The sequence below is a fragment of the Stenotrophomonas sp. STEN023 genome (assembly GCF_056760135.1).
In genome coordinates this window covers 26,243-46,121 of sequence record NZ_JBRREF010000034.1, presented here as the reverse complement: position 1 = coordinate 46,121, position 19,879 = coordinate 26,243, and the positions used below count along the sequence as shown (strand labels likewise).

Sequence of the window (19,879 nt, the reverse complement as noted above, 5' to 3'; positions counted from 1 at the left end):
CCGCGAAGCAGACATTGCCGGGGGCCCAAAACATCCCTGCAATCTGATGGTGTTCGAGCTTCGCGGCTTACACCGCTCCCACAAAAAAACCGATGCCAGATATCTGACATCGGTCCCTGTCCCACTCAAATGCCGTGTGCCCCTCAATGCTGCTTGGGCTCGCTCGGCCCGCAGCTGTTGCAGCCGCCACACGCACCGGCAGCACTGGCCGCTGGCGGCGCCAGGCGGCGCCCCCAGGCCTGCAGCCGGGGCGAACGCTGCGGCTTCACCAGCCACAGCGCCAACAGGCCTCGCAGCTTGCGCAATACGCCCGGGAACTGCTTCTTCAGCACCACCCAGGCACTGACCAGCACCGCCAGGGCGATGATCAGGTATTGCAGCAGCAGCCCCTTGTCCATCAACCCGCTCCCAGCGCCACCGCCACCTGGTAGGTGACGAACGCTGCCAGATAGGCCGCACCGAACAGGTACACCGTGGCGAAGGCCATCTGCTTCCACGAGTTGGTCTCGCGCTTGATGGTGGCCAGGGTGGAGATGCACATCGGCGCGTAGATGAACCACACCATCAGCGACAAGCCGGTCGCCAGGGTCCAGCCGTCACTGATTACCGGCGTCAGCGCCTGGATCGCGGCATCGTCGTCGGCTGCCGACAGTGCGTAGATCGTTGCCAGCGAAGAGACGGCGACTTCACGCGCACCCATGCCCGGAATCAAGGCGATGCAGATCTGCCAGTTGAAGCCCAGCGGCGCGAAGATCACCGCCATCGCGTGACCAATCTGGCCGGCGAAGCTGTAATCGATGGCCGGCATGGTCGCGTTCTCGGGCGCGCCCGGATACGACAGCAGGAACCACAGCAGGATGGTCAGCGAAAGGATGATGCCGCCCACGCGCTTGAGGAAGATCATCGCGCGCTCGTACAAGCCGACCAGCAGGTCGCGCGGATTGGGCAGGCGGTACGACGGCAGCTCCAGCATCAAGGGATGCTCGCTCTTGTCGCGACGGAACTTCTTCATCGTCCAGGACATCACCAGCGCACTGAGGATGCCGGCCAGATACAGGGCGAACAGCACCAAACCCTGCTGATTGAACACGCCCCACACGGTCTTGGCCGGGATGAAGGCGCCGATCAGCAAGGCATACACCGGCAAGCGTGCCGAGCAGGTCATCAGCGGCGCCACCAGGATGGTCGCCAGACGATCACGCGGGTCCTGGATGGAACGGGTCGACATGATGCCCGGCACTGCACAGGCGAAACTGGACAGCAGCGGGATGAACGAACGCCCTGACAGGCCAGCCGAAGCCATCATCCGGTCCAGCAGGAAGGCAGCGCGCGGCAGGTAACCGGATTCCTCCAGCGCCAGGATGAAGGCGAACAGGATCAGGATCTGCGGCAGGAACACCAGCACGCCGCCGACACCGGCAATGATGCCGTCCACCAGCAGGCTGCTCAGCGGCCCTTCCGGCAGTTTCTCGGCCACCACCGGCCCCAGCCAGCCAAACGCCGCCTCGATGCCATCCATCAATGGCGTGGCCCAGGCATACACCGCCTGGAAGATCAGGAACATGACCACGGCCAGGGTCAGCAGACCGAAAACCGGGTGCAGCAACCAACGATCCAGCGCGTCGTCCACCTTGGCGGTGGGCGCAGGCATGCGCACGGCCGAAGCCAGGATATCGCGCACCTGTGCGTGGTAATCAGCACCGGGCTCGGCCGCATGCACCGGCATGGCGTCCAGCTTTGGCATCAGCGTATCGATGCGCTCGACCAGCGCGCGCGCGCCGTTGTGACGCACCGCGACGGTTTCCACGACCGGCACGCCCAGTGCCTTCTCCAGCGCCGGCACGTCGATCTCGATGCCGCGCTTGCGGGCTGCATCGACCATGTTCAGGGCCACCACCATCGGCTTGCCAAGCTCGCGCACTTCCAGCGCAAAGCGCAGGTGCAGGCGCAGGTTGGTGGCATCAATCACACAGATCAGCGCATCCGGGGCAGCCTCGCCCGGGTAGAAACCCCGGCACAGGTCACGGGTGATTGCTTCATCCAGGCTGGCCGGATGCAGGCTGTAGGCGCCCGGCAGGTCCAGCACCGCGTACTCCTGCCCGGACGGCCCACGCATGCGGCCTTCCTTGCGCTCGACGGTGACACCGGTGTAATTGGCCACCTTCTGGCGGCTGCCGGTCAACTGGTTGAACAGGGCGGTCTTGCCGCTGTTCGGGTTGCCAACCAACGCCAAGCGGGCAATAGCGGTACTCATGCCTGTGCTCCTTCGGCGCTGATCTGGACGCGCGCGGCCTCGCTACGACGCAGCGCAAAACGGGTAAAACCCACCTGGAACAGCAGCGGCTCACCGCCGACCGGACCTCGTGCAACCAAGCGGACTTCCTCTCCGTTCACAAAACCCAGCTCGCGCAGACGGCGCGCGATTGCATCGTTTGCATGCAGGTCCTGAACGCTTTCTACGCGCGCTGAAGCATGCAGCGGCAAATCTGACAACGTCACTGAATAGCGCCTATGGAGTGGTGATAAGAATGGTTATCAATTCTAGCATCGCCGCGCTGCGTCATGGCGTCCCACCCCTGCACCGCTATGATTCGCGGGATTTCCGTTCAAACAGGCATTACCGATGAGCGATGCACTGCTCGTGCAGCACCAGGGCGCGGTGGCGACCCTTTCGATGAACCGGCCGGACCTGCATAACGCCTTCGACGCGGCGCTGATCCGCTCCCTGACCGAAACCCTGTCCAGCCTGGGTGCCGACCCGGCCGTACGGGCCGTGGTATTGGCCAGCACCGGGCCGTCCTTCTCGGCCGGCGCCGACCTGCAGTGGATGCGGGCCATGGCCAGCGCCAGCCAGGAGGAGAACCGCATCGACTCGCTGGCACTGGCAGGCCTGATGCGCACCCTGGATGAACTGCCCAAGCCGACCATCGCCCGCATTCAGGGCGCAGCCTTCGGCGGCGGCGTCGGTCTGGTTGCCTGCTGCGATATCGCCATTGCCGCCGAAGGTGCCCGCTTCGGCCTGACCGAGAGCCGCCTTGGCCTGTTGCCGGCGGTGATCTCCCCCTATGTCATTGCCGCGATCGGCCCACGTCAGGCACGGCGCTGGTTTGCTACCGGCGAGCACTTCGATGCCACTACCGCGCAGCAGATCGGCCTGGTCCACCAGGTGGTCGCCGCCGATGCATTGGACTCCGCCGTGCAGACCCAGCTCAGCCTGCTCAGCAAGGCCGGCCCCGTTGCGGCCGCCTCGGCCAAGGTACTGGTCCGAGAGGTACATGCCGCCATCGGCGACCGCGATGGACTGGACCGCGCCAATGCCGGCCTGATCGCCGCCCTGCGCGCTTCCGAGGAAGGCCGCGAAGGCTTGAGCGCCTTCCTTGAGAAGCGCCCTCCTCGCTGGGCCGCACAGTAAGCCCTGCCCACGAACCGCCCGCGCCCGCCTCCAGTCAAAGACCGCTCTATGAATGATTTCGTCCGTATCGTCGAAGTAGGCCCGCGTGACGGCCTGCAGAATGAGAAACAGCAGGTTGCAACCGCCGACAAGATCGAGCTGATCAACCGGCTCTCGGCAACCGGCCTGCGCAGCATCGAAGCCACCAGTTTCGTCAGCCCCAAGTGGGTGCCACAGCTGGCCGATGCCGCCGAGGTGTTTACCGGCATACAGCGCAGGGCCGGTGTGAGCTACCCGGTGTTGGTACCCAACGAACAGGGTTACGAACGCGCGCTGGCGGTGGGCGTCAGCGAAGTTGCCGTGTTCACTGCGGCGTCCGAGCAGTTCAACCGCACCAATACCAATGCCGGCATCGACGAATCGTTGCAGCGCTTCGAGCCGATCCTGGCCCGGGCCAAGGCCGATGGGGTGCAGGTGCGCGGCTATGTATCCACTGTGCTGGGCTGCCCGTATCAAGGCGAGGTGCCGCTGGCCGATGTGGTGCGCGTCGCCCGCCGCCTGCATGTCATGGGCTGCTACGAGATATCACTGGGCGACACCATCGGTGTCGGCACTCCCCACAAGGCCCGCGCAATGCTGCAGGCCGTCGCCGCGGAAGTGCCGGTTGCTGCCCTTGCCGTGCACTTCCACGACACCTACGGGCAGGCACTGGCCAATATCGCCAGCTGCCTGGAGGAAGGCGTGCGGGTGGTGGATTCGGCCGTTGCCGGCACCGGCGGCTGCCCCTATGCGCGCGGTGCTAGTGGTAATGTCGCCAGCGAAGATGTTATTTACATGCTGCACGGCATGGGGATGCGTACCGGCGTGGATCTGCCGGCGTTGGCCGCAACGGGGAACTGGCTCGCAGAACGACTGGGCCGGCAGACAGGCAGCAAGACAGGAAGGGCATTGACAGTGTCATGACCGGAACCGGCCAGCTTGGTGTACCTGACGACGGCGATCACCGCGCCGCGCATGTCGACGCGCTGGCTGGACTGGAACGAGCATTACAGCAACCACTGCCACTTGGCCTGCAACAGGCCTTGCTGGCTGCACGCTCGGCCTTGACCGAGGCCATGGCCGAGCGGCGGGTGGCACAACGCCGCTATGCCGCCCTGTTCGACGCGGTGCCCGACCCGGTCAGCATCCTCAGCGCCACCGGCGTGGTGCTGGATGTCAACAGCGCCGGCGTCCGCGCCTATGGCCGCACCCGCGAAGAAATCGTCGGCCAACCCATCGAGCTGCTCAATCCCGACCTGCCCGCCGACCATCTGGAGCCAGTCTGGGAAACCCTCAACCGTGGCGAAACCTATGTGGTGGAAGTCACCAACATGCGCGGCGACGGCAGCCGCTTCCCGGTGGAGGTGCACTCGGCCACCATCGAGCATGATGGCGAACACTGCATCGTGGCCGTTGCCCGTGACCTGAGCCGGCGCTGGCAGGCCGAGACCCGTTACCGCCTGCTGCTGGAGTCCATCGACAAGGGGGTGATGCTGTTCGATCGCCACCTCGGCATCATCTCCGCCAACCCGGCTGCCCACCGCATCTTCAACCTGAGCAGCGCGGTCCCGGCCAAGGTGCCACTGGCCAGCGACGAGTGGATCAGCGTTGACGAACACGGTCGCCGGCTGCGCCCCGAACAATGGCCGGTGACCCGCGCGTTTGCCGAAGGCAAGATCATCCGCAGCACCATCATCGGCCTGTACTACCGCCCCAACGGGCGGATGATCTGGATCTCGATCACCACCGTACCGGTGTTCTCGGCCGGCTGTGATCTTCCGGACCACGTGTTCTCGCTGTTCAGCGATATCACCGAGCTCAAGCGCGACCACGCCCTGTTCGACCGCGCCCAGTCGCTGGCGCATATCGGCGGCTGGGAATGGGATCGTGGTCAGCAACACCTTTACCTCACCGGCGAGGCGCAGCGCATCCTCGGCCAGCAATCGCCCCCCACCGATCTGGAACAACTGCTGGCCTGCCTGAACAGCCAATCGCGCCAGCAACTGCGCGAGGCCATGGACGGCGTCGTCGAACAGCGCACCGGCTTCGAACTGGAACTGCAGGGCCAACGTGCCAGTGGCCACAGCTTCTGGATCCGGATGATCGGTGAGGTGGAGCTCGGCGACCTGGCCTCCACCCGTATCGCCGGCACCTTGCAGGACATCACCGAGCCCAAACACGCCGAGCAGACCCTGAAGAACCAGGCCCGCACCGATCCGCTGACCGGCATCATGAACCGCGACGCTGCGCTCACCGATCTGGAAGCGCGCCTGAGCAACCCCTCACATGCAGGGGTTGCAGTGCTCTACATCGATCTGGACCGGTTCAAGACCGTCAACGACGTGCTCGGCCACAATGCCGGCGACCTGCTGTTGATCGAAGCCACCCGCCGCATCGCCGATGCCATCGGCACCGAGGGCCTGCTGGCCCGCTTTGGTGGCGATGAATTCGTGGTCACCTGTGATGCCCGCGACCTGCCGGGACGGCCCGAGAAGCTGGCCGAAGCCATCACCCGCGCCTTCATTCCACCGTTCCAGTTCGGCAAGGACGAGTTCCCGGTCACCACCAGTATTGGTATAGCGCGGGCGCCGCAGGACGGCTTGCGTCCTCAGCAGCTGATCCAGAACGCCGACCTGGCCATGTACGAGTGCAAGCGCCGCGACCGCAATGGCTGGCAGCTGTTCTCGCCGGAACTGGCGCGGCGCCAGCGCGACCGTTTGCAGATCGAGCGGCGCCTGCGCAAGGCACTGGACCGTGACGAATTCCGCCTGGTCTACCAGCCGCAGGTGGACCTGCGCAGCGGCCAGACCATTGCCTGCGAGGCCTTGATTCGTTGGCGCAACCGCCAGCTCGGCGAGCTGCGCCCGGATATCTTCATCAGCCACGCCGAGAACACCGGCGACATCGTCCGCATCGGCGAATGGGTGCTGCACCAGGCCTGCCGGCAGATCCGCGAATGGCATAACGAAGGCCTGGGCATGATGCGGGTGGCGATCAATGTCTCCTACCGCCAGTTCAGTGGTGACCGCCTTGCACGCCAGGTGCGCGAGGTATTGGATCATTACAACCTGCCCGGCAGCGCGCTGGAGCTGGAGTTCACCGAACGGGTCCTGATCGAGGACGCCCCCGCCACCCTGCGCACCTTTGCCGAGCTGCGCGCCATGGGCGTGATACTGACCATCGACGACTTCGGCGAAGGCTATAGCGCGCTGAACTACCTGCGCACCCTGCCCATCCACGGCCTCAAGCTCAGCCAGTTGTTCATCAGCGGCGTGCCTGACAACCCCTCCGATGTCGCCGTCTGCGAAGCGGTCTGCGGCATCGCCCGCAGCCTGGGGCTGGGCCTGGTTGCCGAGGGCATCGAGTCGGAGGCGCAACGCCAGTTCCTGCTTGGGCTCGGCGTTCCTGTCGGCCAGGGCTTCCTGTTCGCGCCCGGCCTGTCGCCCCCCGACTTCAGCCGGCAGATGGCCTGAGTTGCTCATCGGCATAGGTGCCACAGGTCTGATCGTGCCAACTGGGCGCGGATCGGCATCAGCTAGAATCGGAGGATCACTCAGCAGGATTGTTCCAATGCAGCTGTCTTCCGTTCGTGCCGTCATCACCGGCGGTGTTTCCGGGCTTGGCCTCGGTGTCGCCCAATTCCTGGTTGCCAATGGCGGCAAGGTCGCCCTGTTTGACCTCAATGATGAGAAAGGCGCCGCAGCGGTCGCCGAACTGGGCGCCGACAACGCCCGCTACTTCACCACCAATGTCACCGACGAAGCCGGTGTCGCTGCCAATCTGGCCGCCGCCCGCGAGTTCCTGGGCGGCTTGAACGTGGTGATGAACTGCGCCGGCATCCTCGGTGCCGGCCGCGTGCTTGGCCGCGAGGCAGCGATGCCACTGGCCAACTTCCAGACCACGGTGATGGTCAACCTGGTCGGCAGCTTCAACGTGGCCAAGGCCGCGGCCGAGCTGATGCAGCACAACGAAGCCAACGCCGACGGCGAGCGCGGCGTGATCATCAACACCGCCTCGGTGGCAGCTTATGAAGGCCAGATCGGCCAGGCCGCCTATTCCGCCTCCAAGGGCGGCGTGGTCGGCATGACCTTGCCGATGGCCCGCGAACTGTCGCGCTTCGGTATCCGCGTGCTGACCATCGCCCCGGGCGTGTTCTGGACGCCGATGGTCGACGGCATGCCGGCGAACGTGCAGGAATCGCTGGCCGCCTCCATTCCGTTCCCTTCGCGGCTGGGCCAGCCGGCCGATTTCGCCAGCCTGGTCGGCCACATCATTGGCAATACCTACCTCAACGGTGAGACTATTCGCCTCGACGGCGCCGTACGTTTGGCGCCGAAGTGACTCCGGAGCGGGGCTTGGGGATTCGGAACGGCGCTAGCGTGCCGCCCGATCAGCCCCGGGACCCGCTTCTGGTTTATCGAGTCTCCCATCCCGATTCCCTGATACCAGCGCTCAATCCATGAAAGCCAACGACATCAAGAAAGGCAACGTCGTCGAGTACAACAACGGCGTCTACCAGATCCGCGACATCGAGCGCAGCTCGCCGCAGGGCCGCGGCGGCAACGTCCGCTTCCGTTTCATCATGTACAGCGTGCCGGGCGGCAACAAGCTCGACGCCAGCTTCGATGCCGATGACAACCTGCCGGAAGTCGAGCTGCTGCGTCGCCAGTCCACCTTCTCCTACATGGACGGCGATGCCTTCGTGTTCATGGACGATGAGGACTACACCCCGTATACGCTGGATGCGGACGTGATCGGCGACGACGCCGGTTACATCACCGAGGGTCTGAACGGCATCTTCGTGCAGGTGATCGACGACCAGCCAGTCGCGATCCAGCTGCCGCAGCACGTCACCCTGGAAGTGGTGGAAACCCCGCCGGAACTGAAGGGCGGCACCGCGACCAAGCGCCCGAAGCCGGCCAAGCTCAGCACCGGTCTGGAAATCATGGTGCCGGAGTACATCGTCAACGGCGAACGCATCCTGGTGAACACCACCACCGGTGAGTTCGGCGGCCGCGCCGATTGATTGACCGCAGCCTCCTGCCCAAGGGCGGGGGCTGCCCGTTGCATTGCATGAACGATCTTGTGGGAGCGGCGTCAGCCGCGAAGCCGACAGAACTTCAGGTCCCGGAATCCACGGAGAACCGGCGCCCTGTCAGATAGCCAGTTTCGCGGCTGACGCGGCTCCCACAACTTCTGTTGCCACCGGAAAATACAACGACACCGCCGCCCCGCCCAGTTTGGACGTGCCAATGGTGGCCGTGCCTCCTGACTGCGCTGCAAACCCATAGACCTGGCTCAAACCCAGACCACTGCCATCGCCCACGCTCTTGGTGGTGAAGAACGGCTCGAACACGCTCTCCTGGATCTCGGCCTGGATACCCGGCCCGCTGTCACCCACGCAGATGCAGACGAACTGCCCGCTCTCGCCGCCAGATGGCAACAGCATGTCCTCAAGCCGTGCAGACAACTGCACCCGCCCCACCCCGTGCATCGCGTCACGGCTGTTGCTCAATAGATTCAGCAGTGCGGCCTCCAACTGACCGGCGTCGACCGAGATCGGCGGCAGCTGTGCATCCACTTCCACATCCAACTGGATGGTTTCGCCACAGACGCGGCGGTACAGCTCCAGCGACGCATTGACCAGCTCATCGGCCTGGCTCAGCTGCGGCACCAGTGTCTGCCCGCGCCCGAACGCCAGCATCTGCCGGGTCAACTGGGTGCCCCGCTCCACCGCCCGGTGCGCGACATCCAGAATGCGCCGCACGCTGTCATCGCCGGAGCGCCGCAGCGACAACATATCCAGGCTGTTGCCAATCACCGACAGCAGGTTGTTGAAGTCATGCGACAAGCCAAGCGTCAGCTTGCCGACCGCATCCAGGCGCTGCGCGCGCAACGCCACTTCCTGCGCCTCGCGCACCCGCTTCTGGGTCTGGAAGACCTCGGTGATATCGCGGATCAACACCAGCACCCGCGCGCCCTGCGCATCAACTATCCGCTCCAGTATCATCGAGGCACGAAACCTACTGCCATCACGGCGGACCATCGCCAGGCCGAGCTGGTCGGTGCCCTGTGCCAGGGTACGCGCGACCGTCTGCTCGGCCACCTTGTGCTGCGTATCGGCAGCACTGAACAACATCGAGAACGGCTGCCCGCAGATCTCATCGTCCGCATAGCCGAGCACGGTTGCCACGCCGGCATTGCCGCTGAGCACGCGACCATCGGCGGCCAACTGGAGAATGGCGCAGGAGCGCAGTTGCACGACATCGTCGGCCATCCCCATGGCCTTGCTGGCCTGTTGCTGTTCGGTACTACTCAACCGCGCTCTCCTGAAAACTGACCCGGCCGCTGATACTCCAGCGCTGCCGCCTCCCCTGTCTGCGTACCGTACCCTAAACGCAGCCGCTGTCGCAGATACGCCAGGTTCGCCTCGATCTGCGCCATCCGCTGCCGCTGCGCTCCCGGCAAGGCCGCCAGCGCAGCCCCACGCAAGGCCTGCCATTGCTGCCGGGCTGGTCCAGCGCCAGCCACGGTCGCCGACCTCAATCGTTCTCGTTCATCCTCGTTGGGGATGCCATAGCCGTTTCCTGCCTCCAGCAGGCTGCCCGGTGCCAGCAACAGCGCGCTGCGCTCCATCAGCGCCTGGAAGGCCACCATCTCCGGCAGCTGCTTGCCGCGCGCAAGCAGGCTGCGCTTGAGCACATCGGCAGCGGCCAGTTCGCCGCGCCGCCACGCCGCCTGCTCCAGCAGCAGCATCGCCGCCAGCACCTGCTCATCGGCCTGCTGCATCCACAACAGCCGCTGCGATGGCGCCAGCGCCAACCAGGCCTCGACATCCTTGGCCGGCAGCGGCAAGGCCTTGCGCGCCACCTCGAACACCAGCGCGTAATGGGCGGCCGCCGACTCGAAGTAGTATCCACCGCGCAGCGCCTGCGCGCGGTCACGTGGCGGATCAGCCAAGGCCTCAGCGCGCAGCCCCTGCAGCAGGCCGGTCGGCGTGATCGACAGCAGCTTGGCCGAGGCCAGACGCGGCGCGCCATCACCAAGCAGCTTGCCGGTTTCCACCGCGCAGTTGTTACTGATGAAGTAGTAGCGGCCGTCGTAGTCCCAATGCAGCCGCGCAGCCTGCTGCAGCAGTGCGCCTATTTCCTCGCGCTGCAGCCGCAGTGGCGTGGACGAGACGCCACGCAGCTCAACCTTGGTGTACTCCTCGATCACCCGGCTCAGTGGCAGCACGAACAGGCGTGATGGATAGGCACCGGTCAGGCCGCGCCAGCTGGATATCTGCACATCACCGACGAAGGCGCGGAACGACAGCACCAGGTGGTACTGCAGGTCCATTCGGCAGCCAGGACCTGGCACACGCCCGGGCGCGCACACCACCAGCCGCAGCATGCTGTGGCCCCAGCGGCTCATGAGCTTCTCGTTGCCCTCGGCCAGCAGATAGTCGATTTCATAGACCCGCGCCGGGTCCAGATCGAGCAGCTCGGCAAGGCCTTCCTGCTCACCGGCCTGCATGAACGGCAACGTCTGCGGACAGTGGACCGGGCTCACCTGTCGCGGTGCGCCCAGGTTCTCGGCAAACCAGGCGTGTAGCAGCGGGCGCCGGCAGACGTAGTCCGGATCCAACAGGTAATGCTCGAGGTTTACCGCAAAGAACTCGACCGGGCTGTCGAGCTCGTAACGATCCGGGCTGCGCAGACTGAAATGGTTGCGGCCACGCCCCGGCCACAGTGGCCGCTGCTGCCAGCCGGCCAGGTCCAGAAACCGCGGTTGCGCTGACCAGCCACCTTGGGCGGAACGGTCCAGGGCGTGGGCCAGTTCATGGATCAGGGCAGCTCGCGCGCGCTGCCAGCCCTGTGCAGAACCGCCGGAGGAAGCAGGATTACGCTGCAACAGGGGCGGTAACAGCCCTGCATCCAGCCCAAGCTGGTGTCCGCGTGCCCTGCCCTGCACATGCTCGGGCAGATCGTCACGCCAACGCAGCTTCAGTGTCAGTGAGTTTTCAGCCTGGACGCCGGCGGGGATGCGCGCCAGTACGTCATCAATCAATTGCTGGCTGGCCAGCTCCTGCGCCGGATCCAATGCCGGGACGGCGGCCTGCAGCTCGATGCGCAGTGCTGCCTGCAATGGCGCGGCGACGCAGAGCAGCAGCAACACCAGCAGCCACCGCGCGGGCGGCAGCTGGCGGCGATTCGTCACAGGGCCAGGATCTTCCGGGCCAACGCCATGTCGCTGGCGTCGCGCGCTGCAGCGTCGCGCTCGCGCAGCTGGATCAAGGCGACTTCCAGCCACGCACCGCGGATCTCGCCATTGCTGGCAACAAAACCCGCTGCGTCTTCGCGCGCATCCAGCAGCACCTTGTCGTCGCCGGAGGAGCTGCCGGAGGAATTGGACGATGCACCCGAAGCGGAACCTGCCGACGTACCTGCGAAGCTGGAGGCGAATGCCGACATCGGCAGGGCAATCAAGGCGCAGAGCAGGATCGAGCGGATCATTGGCGTGTCAACGTCGGATGAGCAAGGACGCCAAGAGTACCGAGCGTCGCCGCCGCTGGGAACCTGCGACGGCACCGCCCATCAGATCCGTTCATGATCCGCGCCAGCGGCATCTCCACGCCTGCCGTGCAGCCGTTGACGCAACCGCCGCCAAGCCGAATCCACAACCAAATAGAACACCGGCACGAAGAACACCGCCAACACGGTCGCCGTGACCATTCCTCCAAATACGCCGGTACCGATGGCCTGCTGGGTTTCCCGCGATGCGCCCTGCGCCAGCATCAGCGGCAGCACACCGAGCGCGAACGCCATGGACGTCATCAGGATGGGCCGCAGACGCATCCGCGCCGCACGCAAAGCCGCCTGCGCAGCCGTCATCCCCTGCTGCTGCAGCTGCCGCGCGAACTCGACGATCAGGATCGCGTTCTTCGCCGAAAGCCCAATCACCGTGATCATGCCGACCTTGAAGAAGACGTCATTGGGCATGCCACGCAGCAATACCGCCGCCACTGCGCCAAGCAGGCCAAGCGGCACCACCAGCATCACCGCCATCGGAATCGACCAGCTCTCGTACAAGGCGGCCAACACCAGGAACACCACCAGCATCGACAACAGCAGCAACCAAGGGGCCTGTGAGCCCGAGGTCTTCTCCTGCAGCGACTGGCTGGTCCATTGCAGCGCAAAACCGGGTGGCAGCTGACCGGCAAGGCGTTCCATCTCGGCCATGGCCTGACCAGTTGAAACACCGTCAGCCGGTGCGCCGGAGACATTCAACGCGGGGAACCCGAGATAACGCTGCAACTGCAATGGTGACTCCTCCCAGTGTGGCGTTACCAGCTCCGCCAGCGCGACCATGCCACCTTGCGCATTCCGCACGTACAGCTGGAGCACGTCCTCGACCTCCATCCTGAACGGCGCATCCGCCTGCAGGATCACCTGCTGCAGGCGCCCCGCGTTTGGAAAGTCATTGACGTACTGCGAGCCCATCGCCACCGACAAGGTGTTGCTGATATCGCTGAAGCCAACGCCCATCGCCTCGGCCTTGGCCCGGTCTATCTGCAGCCGCACGCTGTTGCCCGACGGCAGACCATCAGCGTGTACCTCGCCCAATAGGGGGCTGGCCTGCGCCAGCGTCAGCAACTGCTTCTGCGCGGCGCGTAGCTGCAACTGCGTCTGTCCACTGCGCGCCTGCAACGCCAAACTGAAGCCCGAGGAATTGCCGAGGCTGTCGATGGCCGGCGGCATCACACTGATCACCTCGCCCTCGCTTGTAGCTGCCATCGCCTTGAGGGTAGCGGCCACCTCATCGGCAGCGGTCGCGCCGCCACGCTCGCCCCAGTCCTTGAGCATGGTGTAAGCCATGGCTGCACTGGGCCCGGAACCGGCAAAGCTGTAGCCGGTGATGACCTGGTTTGCGGCGATGCCTGGCCGCGAGGCGATATGTGCTTCGTAGGCCTGGACCACGGCCAGGGTTCGCTCGGCAGTTGCCTCGGCCGGCAACTGGATCGAGGTCATGAAATAGCCTTGATCCTCTTCCGGCAGGAAAGCCCCCGGCAACCAGTGCAGCCCCAGCAACAACACCAGCACCAAGCCGGCGAATACGCCCATGACCCGCCCACAGCGGCGCAGCACGATGGCCACGGTCCGGTGGTAACGCCCGCTCATGCGCGCGAACCCCCGATTGAATGCGTTGAAGAAGCGCCCGCGTGGCCGCCCGTGCGCGACCGGCCGTAGCAGGGTTGCGCACAGTGCCGGGGTCAGGCTCAGCGCCAGCACCGCCGAGATCAGGATCGCCACCGCCATCGACACGGTGAACTGCCGGTAGATCGCCCCCACAGAGCCACTGGCAAACGCCATCGGAATGAACACCGCCGTCAACACCAGAGTGATGCCGACCACGGCGCTGGTCAGTTCGCGCATGGCCTTGATCGTTGCCTCGCGCGGCGCCAATCCTTCCTCGGCCATGATCCGCTCAACACCTTCGACCACCACGATGGCGTCGTCGACGATGATGCCGATCGCCAGCACCATGCCGAACATGGTCAATACATTGATCGAGAAGCCCAGCGCCAGCATCACCGCAAACGTGCCCAGCAGTGCAATCGGTGCCACCAGCGCCGGCACCAGGGTGTAGCGCCAGTCCTGCAGGAACAGGAACATCACCGCGAACACCAGCAGCATCGCCTCCAGCAAGGTCTGCACTACCTTCTGGATGGAAATTTTCACGAACGGCGCGGTATCGAACGGAATGCTGGCTTCCACGCCGGCGGGCAGCAGCGACTGCAGCTCGGCCATACGGGCGCGAACCGCCGAGGACGTGCTCACCGCGTTCGCCCCCGGACGCAGCTGGATGCCGGCCGCAGTGGCGACCTGGCCGTCCTCGCGGGTGCCCCACGCGTAACTCTGCGCCCCCAGTTCCACCCGGGCCACGTCACCCAGCAGTACCCGCGAGCCGTCGGCATGCGCACGCAGCACGATGGCCGCGAACTGTGCGGCGGTGGTCAGCTGGCCATCGGCAACCAGAGGCACGGTAATGCGCTGCCCGGCCACGCTCGGCGAGTCACCGATGCGGCCCGGCGCGATGTTCTGGTTCTGCTGTTCGATGGCGGCGACCACGTCGCCCACGGTGAGCTCATAGCCAGCCAATGCCGATGGATCCAACCAGACCCGCATGGCCTGCTCGGCACCGAACAGCTGCACCCGACCAACACCATCGATACGGCGCAGCTCCTCAATGATGTTGCGGGCCATGAAGTCGCCCAGCTGCGCCTCATCCACGCTGCCATCAGGCGACCTCAAGCCCACCAGCATCAGGAAACCGGAATCGGCCGCCTCCACGAACAATCCGCTCTGGCGGACACTGGCCGGCAACCGCGGCTCGATCGCCTTGATCCGGTTCTGCACGTCCACCTGTGCCATCTCCGGATTGGTCCCGGGCGCAAAGGTAGCGGTGATCGAGGCTTCACCGGAGGTGTCCACCGATGATTCGAAGTACAGCAGGTGCTTGACGCTGGACAGTTCGCGCTCGATCAGCCCGACCACCGAGTCATCCAAAGTCTGCGGGCTGGCGCCGGGGTAGCTGGCATAGATGCTGACACTGGTCGGCGCCACCGACGGATAGCGTTCCACCGCAAGCTGCGGAATAGCCATTATGCCGGCCAGCACGATGAAGATCGCCAGCACCCAGGCGAATACCGGGCGATCAATGAAGAAACGAGCCATGTCTTACCTTCAGTTGTTGCTGGACGCGATAGCGGCCTTGCCCTGCACGGACACTGGCTGCCATGGCGAGGTTTCGACCAGGCGCCCTTCCTGCAGACGCTCCTGCCCTTCCACCACCACCCGCTCACCGACCTTCAGGCCGCTGCGCACGATCCATTGCCGGTCCACGCTGCCATCGATCTCAATGGTCCGGATGACGGCCTTGCCGTCACCACCGATCACCCAGGCATAGGCCTGACCACCGGCACTGCGCAGCACCGCCTGTTGCGGCAGCAGCGGTAGCTGGCTGGCCGCGCCACGCGGCACCCGCGCACGCACGAACATGCCCGGCAGCAGCTCCCGGCGCGGATTGTTCACCAGCACCCGCAACACCACATCGCCGGTGCGCGCGTCCACATTGATGCCCGAGAACAACAGCTGGCCTGCTTCCTGATGGACCTGGCCGTTGGCGCCAATGATGGACACGGACACCCCATTGCCATCGACCACATCCTGGCGCATCGCCGGCAGCTGTGAGGCTGGTTGGCGTACATCGACGTAGACCTGGTCGATCTGCTGCACCAGCGCCATTGGCTCGGCGTCGGTGGCGTTCACCAGCGCGCCCTCGGTCACCATTGCCTGGTCGATGCGGCCGGCAATGGGCGCGCTGACCGTGGCGTAACGCAGGTCCAGCTGGCGCCGGGCCAGGATTGCCCTGGCTTCAGCCACCGCTGCACGTGCCTGCTCGTACTCGAAGGTCGCATCATCGCGATGCTGCTGGCTGACCGCCTGCGCATCGGCCAGCGCCTGCAGACGCTGGGCCTGCACGCGGCTACGCGACAGCGCCGCCTCACTGCGCTGCAAGGCCGCCAGCGCCGAGTCGACATCGGCGCGGAACGCCGCCGGATCTATCTGGAACAGCGCCTGCCCGGCAGCGACTTCCGCGCCCTGCTCGAACAAACGCTTGCGCACGATGCCACCGACCTGCGCGCGGATCTGCGCGGTACGCAATGCCGACACCCGCCCCTGCAACTCGTCGTCGCGCTGCACACGCTGTGCGGTCACGGTCAGCACACTGACCTTGGGCGCCGCTTCCACGGCGGGTTCGGGCGAAGAACAGGCCGTCATGGCCATAACCAGGGCCGCACACAGGGCGGCCGTAATCCATCGAATGGTCATCGCTACACGTGGTACTGGAAAGCCTGCAGGAACGCAGGTGCGCAGTGTGGCGGGCGATGATGGGGTTTCGATGGAGGGAATGTGGAGATAGCATGGAGGCCAGAACCTTTCGGTCCCACCCGGCAATGACTGCACACCTACCCGCCGCCGCGATGGCGCAATGGGACCGCTCCCATGATGCACTCGTCCTGATCGTCGAGGACGAAACCGAGATCGCCGACATCATCGCTGCCTACCTGGAGCGGGAGAAGCTGCGCGTCGTGCGCGCCGCCGACGGCCGCACCGCTCTGGAGCTGCACCGCAGTGCGCGCCCCGATCTGGTGCTGCTTGACGTGCAGCTACCCGGTATCGATGGCTGGGGTGTGCTTTCGCAGCTGCGCCAGAGCAGCGATACGCCGATCATCATGCTCACCGCGCTGGACCAGGATCTGGACAAGCTGACCGCACTGCGAATGGGCGCAGACGATTACGTAGTCAAACCGTTCAACCCGGCCGAAGTCGCCGCACGGGTGCGTGCGGTACTGCGCCGCACCTTGCGTGCAGCGCCCCGGCAGGCCGCCGCCTCGCTACGCGCAGGGCCGCTGCTGATCGATTCGCAAACCCATTCCGTGCACGTCGAGGGCGAAGGCTACAGCCACGAGCTGTTGCTTACCCTCACCGAGTTCAAGTTGCTGCATTGCATGGCACTGGCGCCTACCCGCATCTTCAGCCGCAGTGAGCTCATGCACCAGTGCCTGCCTGAGAGCGAGGCACTGGAACGCACGGTCGACAGCCATGTCAGCAAACTGCGGCGCAAGCTCGATGATGTTGGCGTGGCCAACATGCCGGCCAGTGTGCGCGGTGTCGGCTACCGCCTGGCGGCGGATCGCTGATGCGCCGCCTCGGTCTCAATCGACACATCACGGTGTCGATGTCGCTGATGGTGGTCAGTGTCATCGTGATCACGATCCTGTCCTCCTGCATGCTGTGGGCGATTCTGGTCGAGTTCTTTCCAGCCAGCGCAGTGGAACAGCCTGAAGGCTGGCTACCGACAGGTCCTGAGCTGGCCTGGATGGCAAGTGTCACCGTGGTCGGTTTGGCCTTGGCATTGGCCACATCGATCCGCCTCACCCGCCGTATCGTGTCCCCACTCAACACGTTGATGGAATCGGTACGCGCGCTCGCCGATGGCGACCTGGGTGTGCGTGCCAGCGCCAGCGACGACGCGCTGGATGAGGTCGCCCTGCTGGTCGAGGACTTCAACACCATGGCCGCACGCCTGCAGCACATGGACCGCGAACGCACGCTCTGGCACGCAGCTATCGCACATGAACTGCGCACGCCGCTGACCATTCTGCGCGGTCGCCTGCAGGGTTTGGCCGATGGCGTGTTTCAGCCGGACGAAGCGCAGTTTCGCAGCCTGCTGGCGCAGGTGGAGGGCCTGTCGCGATTGATCGAAGACCTGCGCGTGCTCGGGCTGGCCGGCAATGGCCGGCTCGACGTACGGCGTGCGCCAACCGACGTGGTACAGGAAGTGCATTCGGTGATGACCATGGTCGATCCCGCATTCCGCAGCGCCGGTTCCGTGTTGGAGCTGGAGACCCACCGCAACGAACACCTGGCGTATTGCGACCCGACCCGGCTGCGTCAGGCCCTGCTCGCGCTGCTGGAGAACGCGCGCCGCTATGCCAGCCCGGGGCGGGTGCGTATCTCGATCCAGGACGGCAAGGAACATGTGCGGCTGGCCATCGAGGACAACGGCCCGGGTATCGAGGCCAACCTGCAACCACATGTCTTCGATCCGTTCATGCGCGGCGATGGCTCGCGCTCGCGCCAAGGTGGCGGCAGCGGACTCGGCCTGGCCGTGGTCAAGGCGATTGCCGATGCGCACGGCGGCCATGTTTCCTGCAGCAGCGGCGCCGACGGCGGCAGCCGCTTCGTGCTGGAACTGCCGCGCGAGTAGCTGTCCCTTCCGGGAGTTCGCGCGGCCAGTTGTGCAATTACTGGTCGAACAGCTTGCCCGGGTTCAACAACCAGTTCGGATCGAAGGCGCGCTTGACCCCGCGCATCAAGGCGACTTCGGCCTCGCTACGGGTGCTGGAGAGATAGGCCTTCTTGACCAGGCCAATGCCGTGTTCGGCCGAAATGCTGCCATCAAACCGCAGCAGGACCTGCGCCAGCAGCTTGGTTACATGCTCGCACTGGCTGAGGAACTCGGCGTCGCTGGTATCGTCGGGCTTGAGCACGTTGATGTGCAGGTTACCGTCGCCGATATGGCCGAACCAGACCACCTCGAAATGCGGATAGGCGCCATTGATCAACGCCTGGGTCTCAGCCAGGAAGGCCGGCATCGCCGATATCCGCACCGACACGTCGTTCTTGTACGGCTTGTAGCGCGCCACCGATTCGGTGATGCCTTCGCGCAGACGCCACAGCTGCTGCGCCTGCGCCTCGCTGGTGCTGATCACACCATCCAGCACCCAGCCCTGCTCCATGCAATGCTCGAACGCCGCCAGTGCGGCGGCTTCGCCGGCCTCGTCAGCCGAGGCGTATTCGGTCACCACGTAGTACGGATGAATCTCTTCGAACGGATACTGCGCGCCGTGCGCGGTGACGTGTTTGACCGCAAGGTCGGTGAAGAACTCGAAGGCCTCCAACTGCAGCCGCTCGCGGAACGCTGAGAACACCTGCATCAGTACTTCGAACGACGGCAGCGCCAGCACCATCACATTGGTGGTCGGCGGCGGATCGGTCAGCTTCAAGGTTGCTTCGACCACGATGCCGAGTGTGCCTTCCGAACCGATCATCAACTGGCGGAAGTCGTAGCCGCTGGAATTCTTGATCAAGCCCTTGTTGAGCTCCAGCAGCTCGCCATTACCGGCAACCACCTTCAGCCCAGCGATCCACTCGCGGGTATTGCCGTAACGGATCACGCGGATACCACCAGCATTGGTGGCGATATTGCCGCCAATCGAACAAGAGCCGCGCGCGGCGAAATCCACCGGATAGATCAATCCATGTTCCTTGGCGGTGTTGTGCACTGCTTCCAGCGGCATGCCGGCCTGCACCACCAGGGTGCGGTCCACCGCATCAAAGCCCAGCGGCTTGTTCATGCGCTCCAGGCTCAGCACCAGTTCGCCGTTGGCGGCAACCGCGCCGCCGGACAGGCCGGTGCGGCCACCCGAAGGCACCACGGCTACCTGATGCTCATTGGCCCAGCGCACTACCGCCTGCACTTCCTCGACACTGCCCGGCAGGGCGATGGCCAACGGGGTCGGCGTCCAGCGCCTGGTCCAGTCGCGCCCGTAGTGCTCCAGGTCGCCCGGCTCGGTCTTCAGGCGAAGCTCGGGACAGGACTGCAACAGGGATTCCAGGCGCGGATCGGTCATGGCGGTGTTTCGGCGGCGTGAAAGCCGGTAAGCGTGACAGCCATGCCGTGCGCCGTCCAGTCACCACGACAAGTGCTCGTGCCACCCCTGGATTTCATCTGAAACCTTTTGCCATCAAGGCCTTGCTGCATTGCGCAGCGCACAAAAGCGGGCAAGGTTCTGGCATAGTTGGCGACCTACCCGCCTCCGCCGCCGTACACGAC

At 65.1% G+C, this 19,879-nt stretch carries 16 protein-coding genes; 7 read left to right on the top strand and 9 right to left on the bottom strand.

The features are described from left to right. Positions 1 to 143: 143 nt before the first annotated feature. The 3 genes from ACVOLV_RS11510 to ACVOLV_RS11500 are packed head-to-tail and all read right to left on the bottom strand — an operon-like array spanning position 144 to position 2,499. Entirely contained in the window at positions 144 to 398 is a 255-nt protein-coding gene (locus tag ACVOLV_RS11510; protein ID WP_303749837.1) for a DUF6587 family protein, read from the bottom strand. Beyond that, positions 398 to 2,254 (bottom strand): ferrous iron transport protein B, encoded by a 1,857-nt coding sequence (gene feoB, locus ACVOLV_RS11505; RefSeq protein WP_481554529.1) that lies wholly within the window; start codon positions 2,252 to 2,254, stop codon positions 398 to 400. The genes ACVOLV_RS11510 and feoB overlap by 1 nt, the downstream gene beginning before the upstream one ends. Then, positions 2,251 to 2,499 (bottom strand): FeoA family protein, encoded by a 249-nt coding sequence (locus ACVOLV_RS11500; protein ID WP_282270780.1) that lies wholly within the window; start codon positions 2,497 to 2,499, stop codon positions 2,251 to 2,253. Before ACVOLV_RS11500 ends, feoB begins: the two co-directional genes overlap by 4 nt. Positions 2,500 to 2,623: 124 nt before the next feature. On the opposite strand from ACVOLV_RS11500, the gene ACVOLV_RS11495 reads away from it, so the two are divergent. The 5 genes from ACVOLV_RS11495 to yeiP all read left to right on the top strand — a co-directional run bounded on the left by ACVOLV_RS11495 (position 2,624) and on the right by yeiP (position 8,456). Then, on the top strand, positions 2,624 to 3,412 hold the full coding sequence (locus ACVOLV_RS11495; RefSeq protein WP_481554528.1) for an enoyl-CoA hydratase-related protein: 789 nt from the start codon (positions 2,624 to 2,626) through the stop codon (positions 3,410 to 3,412). Between the two features lie 48 nt (positions 3,413 to 3,460). Further along, the gene (locus tag ACVOLV_RS11490) at positions 3,461 to 4,354 is read left to right on the top strand and encodes a hydroxymethylglutaryl-CoA lyase (RefSeq protein ID WP_481554527.1); all 894 of its coding nucleotides are present in this window, start codon (positions 3,461 to 3,463) and stop codon (positions 4,352 to 4,354) included. After that, positions 4,351 to 6,903 carry a sensor domain-containing protein gene (locus ACVOLV_RS11485; RefSeq protein ID WP_481554526.1) on the top strand — a complete coding sequence of 851 codons (2,553 nt, stop codon included), beginning with the start codon at positions 4,351 to 4,353 and terminating at the stop codon, positions 6,901 to 6,903. Before ACVOLV_RS11490 ends, ACVOLV_RS11485 begins: the two co-directional genes overlap by 4 nt. A 97-nt stretch (positions 6,904 to 7,000) precedes the next feature. Continuing rightward, positions 7,001 to 7,771: an SDR family NAD(P)-dependent oxidoreductase gene (locus ACVOLV_RS11480; protein ID WP_481511248.1), complete on the top strand. Its 771-nt coding sequence runs from the start codon at positions 7,001 to 7,003 to the stop codon at positions 7,769 to 7,771. A 118-nt stretch (positions 7,772 to 7,889) separates the two neighbouring features. Beyond that, entirely contained in the window at positions 7,890 to 8,456 is a 567-nt protein-coding gene (yeiP, locus tag ACVOLV_RS11475) for an elongation factor P-like protein YeiP (protein WP_481554525.1), read from the top strand. Between the two features lie 129 nt (positions 8,457 to 8,585). On the opposite strand, the gene ACVOLV_RS11470 is transcribed toward yeiP, so the two are convergent. The 5 genes from ACVOLV_RS11470 to ACVOLV_RS11450 form a co-directional block, all read right to left on the bottom strand. Beyond that, entirely contained in the window at positions 8,586 to 9,749 is a 1,164-nt protein-coding gene (locus tag ACVOLV_RS11470) for a two-component system sensor histidine kinase NtrB (RefSeq protein WP_481554524.1), read from the bottom strand. Then, positions 9,746 to 11,632, bottom strand: a complete 1,887-nt coding sequence (locus tag ACVOLV_RS11465; protein WP_481554523.1) for a DUF7844 domain-containing protein — start codon at positions 11,630 to 11,632, stop codon at positions 9,746 to 9,748. Before ACVOLV_RS11465 ends, ACVOLV_RS11470 begins: the two co-directional genes overlap by 4 nt. Next, entirely contained in the window at positions 11,629 to 11,928 is a 300-nt protein-coding gene (locus ACVOLV_RS11460) for a DUF2388 domain-containing protein (RefSeq protein WP_481554522.1), read from the bottom strand. Before ACVOLV_RS11460 ends, ACVOLV_RS11465 begins: the two co-directional genes overlap by 4 nt. A gap of 81 nt (positions 11,929 to 12,009) precedes the next feature. Then, entirely contained in the window at positions 12,010 to 15,150 is a 3,141-nt protein-coding gene (locus ACVOLV_RS11455) for a multidrug efflux RND transporter permease subunit (protein ID WP_481554521.1), read from the bottom strand. Positions 15,151 to 15,159: 9 nt separating this feature from the next. Continuing rightward, complete coding sequence (locus ACVOLV_RS11450; RefSeq protein WP_481554520.1) at positions 15,160 to 16,257, bottom strand: efflux RND transporter periplasmic adaptor subunit; 1,098 nt, start codon at positions 16,255 to 16,257, stop codon at positions 15,160 to 15,162. 176 nt (positions 16,258 to 16,433) lie between these two features. On the opposite strand from ACVOLV_RS11450, the gene ACVOLV_RS11445 reads away from it, so the two are divergent. After that, positions 16,434 to 17,180 carry a response regulator gene (locus ACVOLV_RS11445; protein ID WP_481554519.1) on the top strand — a complete coding sequence of 249 codons (747 nt, stop codon included), beginning with the start codon at positions 16,434 to 16,436 and terminating at the stop codon, positions 17,178 to 17,180. Further along, a complete protein-coding gene (locus ACVOLV_RS11440) occupies positions 17,180 to 18,250 on the top strand; it encodes an ATP-binding protein (protein WP_481554518.1) in 1,071 nt (356 codons plus the stop codon). The genes ACVOLV_RS11445 and ACVOLV_RS11440 overlap by 1 nt, the downstream gene beginning before the upstream one ends. Before the next feature lie 37 nt (positions 18,251 to 18,287). On the opposite strand, the gene ACVOLV_RS11435 is transcribed toward ACVOLV_RS11440, so the two are convergent. After that, positions 18,288 to 19,676, bottom strand: coding sequence for an FAD-binding oxidoreductase (locus tag ACVOLV_RS11435; RefSeq protein WP_481554517.1), 1,389 nt, complete (start codon positions 19,674 to 19,676; stop codon positions 18,288 to 18,290). Positions 19,677 to 19,879: the final 203 nt, after the last annotated feature.

What these genes read in the sequence shown, in the direction of transcription:
- ACVOLV_RS11510 (WP_303749837.1), bottom strand. Translation starts at nt 398, where the DNA reads ATGGACAAGGGGCTGCTGCTGCAATACCTGATCATCGCCCTGGCGGTG.
- feoB (WP_481554529.1), bottom strand. Translation starts at nt 2,254, where the DNA reads ATGAGTACCGCTATTGCCCGCTTGGCGTTGGTTGGCAACCCGAACAGC.
- ACVOLV_RS11495 (WP_481554528.1), top strand. Translation starts at nt 2,624, where the DNA reads ATGAGCGATGCACTGCTCGTGCAGCACCAGGGCGCGGTGGCGACCCTT.
- ACVOLV_RS11490 (WP_481554527.1), top strand. Translation starts at nt 3,461, where the DNA reads ATGAATGATTTCGTCCGTATCGTCGAAGTAGGCCCGCGTGACGGCCTG.
- ACVOLV_RS11485 (WP_481554526.1), top strand. Translation starts at nt 4,351, where the DNA reads ATGACCGGAACCGGCCAGCTTGGTGTACCTGACGACGGCGATCACCGC.
- ACVOLV_RS11480 (WP_481511248.1), top strand. Translation starts at nt 7,001, where the DNA reads ATGCAGCTGTCTTCCGTTCGTGCCGTCATCACCGGCGGTGTTTCCGGG.
- yeiP (WP_481554525.1), top strand. Translation starts at nt 7,890, where the DNA reads ATGAAAGCCAACGACATCAAGAAAGGCAACGTCGTCGAGTACAACAAC.
- ACVOLV_RS11460 (WP_481554522.1), bottom strand. Translation starts at nt 11,928, where the DNA reads ATGATCCGCTCGATCCTGCTCTGCGCCTTGATTGCCCTGCCGATGTCG.
- ACVOLV_RS11455 (WP_481554521.1), bottom strand. Translation starts at nt 15,150, where the DNA reads ATGGCTCGTTTCTTCATTGATCGCCCGGTATTCGCCTGGGTGCTGGCG.
- ACVOLV_RS11450 (WP_481554520.1), bottom strand. Translation starts at nt 16,257, where the DNA reads ATGACGGCCTGTTCTTCGCCCGAACCCGCCGTGGAAGCGGCGCCCAAG.
- ACVOLV_RS11445 (WP_481554519.1), top strand. Translation starts at nt 16,434, where the DNA reads ATGACTGCACACCTACCCGCCGCCGCGATGGCGCAATGGGACCGCTCC.
- ACVOLV_RS11440 (WP_481554518.1), top strand. Translation starts at nt 17,180, where the DNA reads ATGCGCCGCCTCGGTCTCAATCGACACATCACGGTGTCGATGTCGCTG.
- ACVOLV_RS11435 (WP_481554517.1), bottom strand. Translation starts at nt 19,676, where the DNA reads ATGACCGATCCGCGCCTGGAATCCCTGTTGCAGTCCTGTCCCGAGCTT.